The sequence below is a fragment of the Microcoleus sp. AT8-A3 genome, assembly GCF_036705675.1.
Classification (GTDB): domain Bacteria; phylum Cyanobacteriota; class Cyanobacteriia; order Cyanobacteriales; family Microcoleaceae; genus Microcoleus.
In genome coordinates this window covers 1-1,004 of sequence record NZ_JAUBVD010000140.1, presented here as the reverse complement: position 1 = coordinate 1,004, position 1,004 = coordinate 1, and the positions used below count along the sequence as shown (strand labels likewise).

Below are 1,004 nucleotides of genomic sequence, written 5' to 3'. Positions count from 1 at the left end.
CAGGGTAAGCTCATCTAATTTGGTATAAATTGTACTTGACAAAAAGGGCAAGATATAAAAGAGCATCCTGTCAAGAGCGGTTCTTTGAACCCATTTGAGATATTTTGACGATCGACAGATAAGGAACGATCGAGAGATAAGGGGCGAGGGAGAGATAAGGGGCGAGGGAGAGATAACGGGCCAGCGAGAGATAACGGGCGATCAACTCGCAGCCTCAAAGATGTCAAATGGGTTCTATAATAGTGCTTCATCGGTGTCACGAATGGTGAGGAAAAATCCATGGAGAAAGGATTCGAGCGTGTTGTGAATGAGGCAAAATCATCACCGAAACCCGACAGGTCTCAACCGCTCTCAATGCAACACTTACAAGCTTGCTTATCAACTTATTTTGATGACATCCCAGATCCAAGAGTAGACCGAACAAAACAACATTTACTTAAAGACATTCTGGTCATTACCATATTAGCTGTGATCGCAGGAGCCCAGGGATGGGAAGACATCGAAAATTATGGACTCAGCAAGCAGCAATGGTTAAAAGAATTTTTAGAGTTACCAAATGGCATCCCCAGCGATGATACATTTCGTCGGGTCTTTGAAAAACTAGATCCGAAAGTTTTAGAGCAGAAGTTATCGCAATGGTTGCAACAAATTATGGGTTCAGTCTTGCAAGAAATTATTCCCATAGATGGCAAAAGTTTGCGGGGTTCTTACGATAGAGAGAAAGGTTTAAAAAACTTACATTTAGTGACAGCTTGGGCGAGCCAACAACGTTTGGTACTCGGGCAAGTCAAAGTAGAAGACCATTCCAATGAAATCACAGCAATTCCAGCCCTACTAGAACTACTCGACATTGCCGGGGCGATTATCACCATTGATGCGATGGGGACTCAAACAGAAATAGTCCGACTGATTCGTCAGAAAAAAGCCGATTATGTCGTGGCACTAAAAAGCAATCATCCCACTCTTTACAATAAGCGTGAAAGACTGGTTTGAGACTGCAAAAA

General features: G+C 42.9%; 1 pseudogene. It reads left to right on the top strand.

What is annotated here, in order from left to right:
- Nucleotides 1-279: 279 nt before the first annotated feature.
- Nucleotides 280-1,004 (top strand): annotated as a pseudogene (locus QUB51_RS30290) (ISAs1 family transposase); the annotation flags it as partial.